Annotated in this window: 8 protein-coding genes and 1 pseudogene; 5 read left to right on the top strand and 4 right to left on the bottom strand. The window is 72.4% G+C overall.

The features are described 5' to 3' along the window. Positions 1-540, top strand: a pseudogene (locus JNW91_RS27910) (hypothetical protein); the annotation flags it as partial. Next, positions 525-1,166 (top strand): histidine phosphatase family protein, encoded by a 642-nt coding sequence (locus JNW91_RS27905; protein ID WP_203178426.1) that lies wholly within the window; start codon positions 525-527, stop codon positions 1,164-1,166. The pseudogene JNW91_RS27910 and the gene JNW91_RS27905, both read left to right, overlap by 16 nt. Here JNW91_RS27905 and JNW91_RS27900 read toward each other — a convergent pair. From JNW91_RS27900 to JNW91_RS27885, 4 genes are all read right to left on the bottom strand, one after another. Continuing rightward, positions 1,156-1,566: a GNAT family N-acetyltransferase gene (locus tag JNW91_RS27900; RefSeq protein ID WP_309244504.1), complete on the bottom strand. Its 411-nt coding sequence runs from the start codon at positions 1,564-1,566 to the stop codon at positions 1,156-1,158. The two genes, JNW91_RS27905 and JNW91_RS27900, sit on opposite strands and share 11 nt — an antisense overlap. A 131-nt stretch (positions 1,567-1,697) precedes the next feature. Continuing rightward, positions 1,698-2,195, bottom strand: coding sequence for a DinB family protein (locus JNW91_RS27895; RefSeq protein ID WP_203178423.1), 498 nt, complete (start codon positions 2,193-2,195; stop codon positions 1,698-1,700). A 38-nt stretch (positions 2,196-2,233) separates the two neighbouring features. Further along, positions 2,234-2,782, bottom strand: a complete 549-nt coding sequence (locus tag JNW91_RS27890; RefSeq protein WP_203178422.1) for an MOSC N-terminal beta barrel domain-containing protein — start codon at positions 2,780-2,782, stop codon at positions 2,234-2,236. Between the two features lie 31 nt (positions 2,783-2,813). Next, positions 2,814-3,494, bottom strand: coding sequence for a carbon-nitrogen hydrolase family protein (locus JNW91_RS27885; RefSeq protein WP_238425832.1), 681 nt, complete (start codon positions 3,492-3,494; stop codon positions 2,814-2,816). A gap of 100 nt (positions 3,495-3,594) precedes the next feature. On the opposite strand from JNW91_RS27885, the gene JNW91_RS27880 reads away from it, so the two are divergent. From JNW91_RS27880 to JNW91_RS27870, 3 genes are read left to right on the top strand one after another with little or no spacing between them, the layout of a single operon-like run. Beyond that, the gene (locus JNW91_RS27880; RefSeq protein WP_203178420.1) at positions 3,595-4,383 is read left to right on the top strand and encodes a DedA family protein; all 789 of its coding nucleotides are present in this window, start codon (positions 3,595-3,597) and stop codon (positions 4,381-4,383) included. A gap of 57 nt (positions 4,384-4,440) precedes the next feature. Next, positions 4,441-5,601: a sensor histidine kinase gene (locus tag JNW91_RS27875; RefSeq protein ID WP_203178419.1), complete on the top strand. Its 1,161-nt coding sequence runs from the start codon at positions 4,441-4,443 to the stop codon at positions 5,599-5,601. After that, positions 5,592-6,236 carry a response regulator gene (locus JNW91_RS27870; protein WP_203178417.1) on the top strand — a complete coding sequence of 215 codons (645 nt, stop codon included), beginning with the start codon at positions 5,592-5,594 and terminating at the stop codon, positions 6,234-6,236. Before JNW91_RS27875 ends, JNW91_RS27870 begins: the two co-directional genes overlap by 10 nt. Positions 6,237-7,211: the final 975 nt, after the last annotated feature.

Raw genomic sequence — 7,211 nt, 5'->3', positions numbered from 1 at the left:
GTCGTGCTGGGGACGGCCGGCCTCGCGGCGCTGCTCGGGGCGGGTGCGCTGCTCGCCCAGAACCTCGACTCTCCCGAACCTCCCGCGCGGTCGCCCGGTCCGTCGCCGAGCCACACCCCGGCGCCCGCGCCCAGCACGCGGTCGCCGAAGCCAGCGCCGCCCACCACGCCCCCGGCCGCCAGCAGCCCTGTGCCCTCGGCCGTCGGTCAGCAGGTGCCGGTCAGCCTGCGCCAGGTCACCAACGAGTTCGCCGCGGTGCTCGCCGAGGCGCAGGACCGCGGCGAGATCGACCGCCAGACGGCCGAGGATCTGCGCGACGATCTCGCCGATGTCAACCGCCGGTCCCGCGACCGCGCCAAGCACGTTGGCGACCTGCGCGAGCACATCGCCGAGCTGGTCGACCGGCACAGGCTCTCCGCGCGGACGGCGCCCAACTCGACGAACTGCTCGGCCGGGCCACCACCTTCTCCACCGGCCGTACGGACGACTGATCCATCCGCCGGCCTCACTGGCATGATGGGCCGATGCGGACACGGTTGATCTTCGTGTGTCATGGCGAGTCGGTTCACCAGGTCGACGGGATCGTGGGCGGACCGCACGGATGTCGGGGCCTGACCGCGTTCGGCCACGACCAGGCACACCGGCTCGCCAGGCGGCTCGCCGAGGACCACGCCACCGACCGGCCGGTGGCGGTTTACTCGTCCGTGCTGCGCCGGACCGTCGAGACCGCGCAACCGATCGCCGCGGCGTTCGGGCTCCGCGCCGTGGCCGACTGCGGCCTGTGCACCTGGCACACGCCCCCGTACGCCGACGGACTGCCGATCGCCCGCTTCCGGACCGAGCACGCCGCGGTGGGTGGGGGACTGTTCCGGCCGTTCGAGAACGGCAACGAGAGCTGGGCCGAGCTGGTCGTCCGCGTCAGCCGCGCGATCATGGAGATCGCCCACCGGCACCGAGGCTCCACCGTGCTGCTGGTCGGTCACACCGCGACCGTCGAGGTCGCGTTCCACGCGCTCGCCGCCCAGCCGCTGCAACGGGCGTTCGACCTGGCCGTCGCCCCGGCCTCGATCACCGAATGGACCACCGACCACGACACCGGCGCCTGGCCACCGGCGCGCTGGACCCTGCACCGCTTCGGCGACACCGGCGGGTGGGCTAGAGCGTGATCCAGTACCGGCGCGCCGGTCCGAGTTCGGTGTCCCGGATGTCCTCCAGGACGCCGCCGTGCTGCTCAATCGTCCTCGCTGAGGCGATGTTGTCGACCTCGCAGGCGAGCAGCACCCGGTCCAGGCCGAGCGCCCGCGCCTCACCGAGCATCCGGCCCAGTGCCCAGGTCGCCAGCCCGCGTCGACGTGCGGACGGTCGGATGCCGTAGCCGATGTGACCGGCGACCCGCAACAGGAAGTCGTTGAGTTCGTGCCGCAGCGCGATTCCACCGAGCACCCGGTCGTCCTCGACGATCCAGCGGTACGTGCACCGCACCTGACCGGCGTCCAGCGGCTTCGCCGGATCCGACCGGTCGTTGAGCCGGGTCACCCAGGCCGCGAATCCGGCCGGCGAGCGCACCTCGTCGGCGGCCGCAGCCCGAACCCATCCTCGTGGGCGCCCGGACCCCACTCGTCGTGCGCCTCGAGCCAGGCGTCGTGCAGGCGGACGGTGGGCACGATCAGCTCGGGCATTCCTCGGCGCTCCTGCGGCTACTCGCTCAGGATCTGCTCGCGCAGGATCTCCGCGTGCCCGCAGTGTTGAGCCAGTTCGCGCAACACGTGCAGATACACCCAGCGCAGCGGCAGCGGACCACGCCGGTGACCGCGGAGCACGTCGTCCAGGCCGAGGGACGCCGTGGCGCGGCGGGACGCCTCGCACGCCTCGCGATGCGCCCGCTGGATGGTGGCGATCGTGTCGCCGTCGTCGAGGATGAACGACTCGTCGGGCGTCGCGGGGATGCCGATCTCGGCGCGCGGCCGGCAGGTGACGGCCTCGTCGAACCAGACCTTCTCGACGAACGTCGCGTGCTTCACCAGACCGAGCAGCGTGGTCCGCGACGGCACCAACGACCGGCGCGCCTGCTCCTCGCTCAACCCGTCCAGGTAGCCGGTGAGCGCCCCGCGGTGCTCGTCGAGGAACGCCTCGAACTGCGTCCGGGCCGACTCACCGATGACGTCGTCGGCGAAGGTCGCCGGAAAGGAAGTCATGGGCGAAGCATTCCAAGCTCGCCGGCCACGAGCAAGCGTCAGCCGACCGTGACGCGGTCGCCGTCCGCCACCCGGCCGGCACGGACCACCGTGGCGTACGCGCCGACACACGGCTGCGCGCCCATGCCGGGCAGCGGCTCGACCCGGTTGAGTCGGGCGGGCACCCGCAGCGCCTCGGTCTCGGGGGGCAGCGGGCCGTGCGCGAGCGTCGGCACCGCGAGCACCGCCTCCGGATGGGACCGCAGCAGGGTGGCGCCGGCCGGCACGGCGTCGACCAGGGTCACCGGATGGCCCACCGCCGCGCTGAGCGCCACGTCGATGTCGGGGTCCACGACCGACAGGTGCCGGCCGTCGGGCAGGGTGATCCGTACCGGGTCGGGCGCCCCGCCGGTGGCCCGCAGGGCGAGCAGGTCGCGCCACCGGTGGGGTTGCTTGGCGCTGGCCACCCGCCCGCTGGCCCGGTCCAGCAGAGCCAGCGCACGGTCACCCGCGACGCCGGTCACACCGATCTCGGCGGTCGGGATCCGTTCGCCGAGCAGCGACTTCACCGGGTAGCGCCGCAGCTGCACCAGCCGTCCAGAGATCATCGCGTCACCCTAACCGGGCCGGGTGACGCGCTCAGTCGATGCTCGCTCGGACCAGCTCTCCCGGTGCCGTGCCCGCGCGTGCGCACACCTCGCCCTGCGGCGTCCAGACGCCGGAGCGCCCGGCCGCCTCGGCGTAACCGCCACCGGTCGACCCGGCGAAACTCGCCACCGCCACCCAGACCCGGTGCGTGACGGCGATCCGGTGCGCCCGCTGGTCCGTCACGGCCGCGTCGCGCGTCGACTCCAGCATCCCCGCCACGTACACGTCGACACCGAGCGCGACCGTGCGCTGCGCGTGCGCGGCGACGCCGGTGTCCTTGCAGACCGCCAGCCCAACCCGCCAACCGTCCACATCGAGCACACTCGGCGTGTCGCCCGGCCGGAACCGGCGGGCCTCCGCGCCGCCCAGGAACATCTTCCGGTACGCCACCGTCACCCCGTCGCCGGTCACGGCCAGCACCCCGATGTGGTCACCGGCGACCGGTGCGCCCGCCAGCGCCAGCGCGCCCGTCTCGGCGCACGCCTGCACCAGCGGCGCCAACCGCGGGTCGTCGACCGGCACGATCGGGGCATCCAACTCGTACCCGGTCAGCGACAGCTCCGGAAAGACCACCACCCGGGCGCGCGCCGCGCGGACCGCGGCCGCGTGCGCGCGCGAATTCGCCGCGACATCCAGGGGTACGCACAGCGGCTGCGCCGCCGCGAGTCGCAGCGGGGTGTGGTTTTCCGCACCCCCACCGGTGTGGTCGACCCGCGCGGCCGGGTGGTCGGCCTCATGGTCGACTCTCAGGATCGCTTCGTAGCGTGGGGGCATGATTCGAACGTCGCACGCCGTGTTCGCCACCGGAACCTCCGCCGCCGTTGCGGAACCGCCGCAGGGCGGCATCGTCGGCTACGTCAGTGACCTGGTGGAACGACTCGGCGGGCCGGGCGCGGGCCTCGCGGTGGCGCTGGAGAACCTGTTCCCGCCGATCCCCAGCGAGGTGATCCTGCCACTGGCCGGGTTCGTCGCCGCGCAGGGCCGGATCAGCCTGCTCGGCGCGATCTTCTGGACCACGCTGGGTTCGGTGGTGGGCGCGCTGGCGCTCTACCTGATCGGCGCGTCACTGGGCCGCGACCGGATGCGCGCCATCGTCGCCCGGCTACCGCTGGTGAAGCTCAGCGACGTGGACCGGACCGAGGCGTGGTTCCTGCGGCACGGCGTGAAGGCGGTCTTCTTCGGCAGGATGATCCCGATCTTCCGGAGCCTGATCTCCATCCCGGCCGGGGTGGAGCGGATGCCGGTGAGCACCTTCCTGCTCTACACCACGCTGGGCAGCCTGATCTGGAACACCACCTTCGTGCTCGCCGGCTACCTGCTCGGCGACAACTGGCACCTCGTCGAGGGCTACGTCGGCGCGCTCCAGAATGTGGTGATCGTGATCTGTGCCGCTGCCGTCGTCTGGTTCGTCGGGTCGCGTGTGTTGCGAGCCCGCCGCGCCGCCCGCAACCCCGAGCCGACCGACCCCGGCGCCCCCGGCGTCCCGACGCCTGGAGTGCCCGACCCGGGGGGCCGCGGCACCCTCTACCGCAGCGGTTCGTGGGCGTCGGACGAGCGCTAGCCCGTCCTCTGGCCGAGGCAGAGCAACGGGGACAGGCACGGTGGGGAAGGGGGCGAGATGGCGGAGCAACGACGAACCGGCACCTGGCCGGCTCGACTCCGGCTCCCGGTCGGCGTCGCCGTCGGGAGCGCGACGGCCGCCGTCGAGCTCGCCTTCCTGGCCGTCGCGGCCGTCGCGTTCAGCGCGTCGGCGCTCGCGCCCGCCGTCGGCCGTCGGGGCGCTGACCTGACCAGAAGGTGCGCGGCCTGGCTGGTACGCGTGGAGCGTCACCGTCTCGGCGGACTGCTCGTCTCGGGTGAGCTGCCCGCACCGAACGACGCCACGACCCGTCGGCAGCTCGGCTACCTGGCCGCGAGGTTGCTGCCCGGGATGCTCGCCCTGCTGGCGTACGCCGTGCTGGCCATTGGCGTGGTGCTGGCCGGGATCGTGCTCCACGCGGCGGTACGCGGTGAGCTGACCCTCCTCGACGCGCTGTCCCAGGTCGCCGTCGGGGCGGTGCTGTTGCTGCTCAACGTCCAGGCCCTCGCCAGCATCGCCGCGCTGGACGTCCGGCTGGCGCGACGACTGCTCGGCCCGGGAAGGCGGGCGGAGCTGACACGCCGGGTCCACGAGCTGACCACCAGCAGGGCCGGGGTCATCGCCGCCGTCGACGCCGAACGGCAGCGCATCGAACGCGACCTGCACGACGGCCTCCAGCAGCGGCTGGTCGCTCTCGGCATGCTGCTCGGCCGAGCCCGACGTGCCCGGGACGCGGACCGCACCCACGTCCTGCTCGCCCAGGCCCACGAGGACGTGCAGCGGGCCGTCGAGGAATTGCGCGAGGTGGCGTGGCGGGTCTACCCGTCGGCGCTGGACGGCAGTGACCTGGGCGAGGTTTTGACGATGGTCGCCCGCCGCTCCGAGGTGCCGGTGCGGATCCGCTGCGATCTACCGGTACGCCCCGAACGGCAGATCGAGACGGTGCTCTACTTCGTGGCGTGCGAAGCGCTCACCAACGCCGCGAAGCACGCCGCCGCTACCCTCGTCACGGTCGAGATCGGGGTACGGGAAGGGTGGGTCCGGATGCGCGTGCACGATGACGGAGTCGGCGGTGCCGACCCCACCGGGAGCGGACTGTCCGGGCTGACCCGACGGGTCGCGGCCCTGGACGGCCGGCTGCGGGTGACCAGCCCGGCCGGCGGTCCGACCACTGTGCTGGCGGAGTTGCCGTGCGGCTAGTCCTGGCCGAAGACTCGACGCTGCTCCGGGAGGGCCTGACGCGGCTGCTCGCCGAGGAGGACCACGAGGTGGTCGCGGCGGTCGGCACTGCCGACGAGCTTGTCGAGGCGGTCGAACGGTCGCGTCCCGACGTGGTCGTCACCGACGTCCGGATGCCGCCCACCCACACCGACGACGGGTTGCGTGCCGCCCTGGAGATCCGCCGACGCTGGCCCGACACCGGTGTCCTCGTGCTCTCCCAGTACGTCGAGCGGCGCTACGCGGCCCGGCTGCTCGCGGACCGTCCCGAGGGAGTCGGCTACCTGCTCAAGGACCGGGTCGCCCAGGTGGACGACTTCCTCGACGCACTCGACCGGGTCGCTGCCGGGGGCACCGCGCTCGATCCGGAGGTGGTCCGTCAGGTCGTCGCCGGCTCGGCCCGGCCCGACCCGTTCGGCCGGCTCAGTCCGCGCGAACGGGACGTCCTGCACGAGATGGCGCAGGGGCACACGAACACCGCTATCGCCCAGCGGTTGCACGTGTCGCAGAGCGCGGTCGAAAAGCACGTCAACGCCATCTTCGACAAGCTCGACCTCGTACACACGACCGGCTACAGCCGACGGATCCTCGCCGTCCTGCGCTACCTGGGCACCTGACGTCCGTGGCGGCATACGGGCCCGCCGTGCGCAACGTCCGTCCCGCGACGCCGAATGATCAAAACGGTTTCGCTGATGTCGGGTGTCCCGATGCCCGGGACACCCCGATATCGCTGATGTCGAGTGGATCACCGCGTCACGCCCGGTCTGGGCCACGCCCGCCACGCCGGCTGGGCGGTTTGTCCGGCTCCGGCGTTGTCTGCGCTGTGACGGGTCGCATCCGGGTGCCGGAATCGCGGCCGGCCGGGGGTCGTTACGCGCCCGCGGGACCACGGCCCGCCGGCTCCACCCCCGCCGACCGCCCCCGCACCCTGACCCGGTCATCATGAGTTGTGGTGGTTGACAAAACAGCCTTCCGTGGCCAAACCGCCCACCACAACTCCATGATCGACGGGGTGGGGGGCGGTGATCCACACGGGATCGGTGATATCGCGGTGTCAGCTCGTCGTGGATCGCCCGATATCGCCGAACCCGAGTCGATCAGATCCCTCACGCCCGGTGCGGCCCTGACCGGCCGCGCTGTTCGGGTGTTTTGTCCGATCCTGGGTGCTTGTGGGCTGTGACCGGTCGCATCCGTGCGACGGAATCGTGGCCGGCCGGGAGTCGTTACATACCCTGACGATCGCAGGACCACGGCCCGCTCGCTGGGCCGGTCGTTGCAGACCCCCGAGCGATCCCCCGGGAATGCCCCCCGGCCGGTGGTCGTTGGCTACGGTTCCGGCGCCGCGAGCCCTCCGGCTTGCAGGCCGCCGATCCGTCGAAGACTTTTTGTGCAGCGCCGGACGAGGTGCTCACACCCGTGACCGCCGATCCCCTGGTTGGTGGCAGTGGGTGTTTCCTACCCCCGAAGGAGCTACCCCCATGAACACGATCTTCCGTAAGAGTGTGTTGTCCGTTGCTGGTCTCGCGTTCGCCGGTGGTGTCTTCGCCGGTCCGATCGCCGCCCACGCCGCCACCCCGGCCGTGGACGCCACG

This window comes from Micromonospora parastrephiae, assembly GCF_016802865.1.
GTDB classification, from domain to species: Bacteria; Actinomycetota; Actinomycetes; order Mycobacteriales; family Micromonosporaceae; genus Micromonospora; species Micromonospora parastrephiae.
Note: the sequence above shows the minus strand (reverse complement) of the source record. Positions and strands in the feature narration are given on the sequence as shown.

Bases quoted from the DNA above. Each gene is read 5' to 3' on its own strand.
- JNW91_RS27880 (WP_203178420.1), top strand. From the start codon at position 3,595: ATGATTCGAACGTCGCACGCCGTGTTCGCCACCGGAACCTCCGCCGCC.
- JNW91_RS27905 (WP_203178426.1), top strand. From the start codon at position 525: ATGCGGACACGGTTGATCTTCGTGTGTCATGGCGAGTCGGTTCACCAG.
- JNW91_RS27895 (WP_203178423.1), bottom strand. From the start codon at position 2,195: ATGACTTCCTTTCCGGCGACCTTCGCCGACGACGTCATCGGTGAGTCG.
- JNW91_RS27890 (WP_203178422.1), bottom strand. From the start codon at position 2,782: ATGATCTCTGGACGGCTGGTGCAGCTGCGGCGCTACCCGGTGAAGTCG.
- JNW91_RS27875 (WP_203178419.1), top strand. From the start codon at position 4,441: ATGGCGGAGCAACGACGAACCGGCACCTGGCCGGCTCGACTCCGGCTC.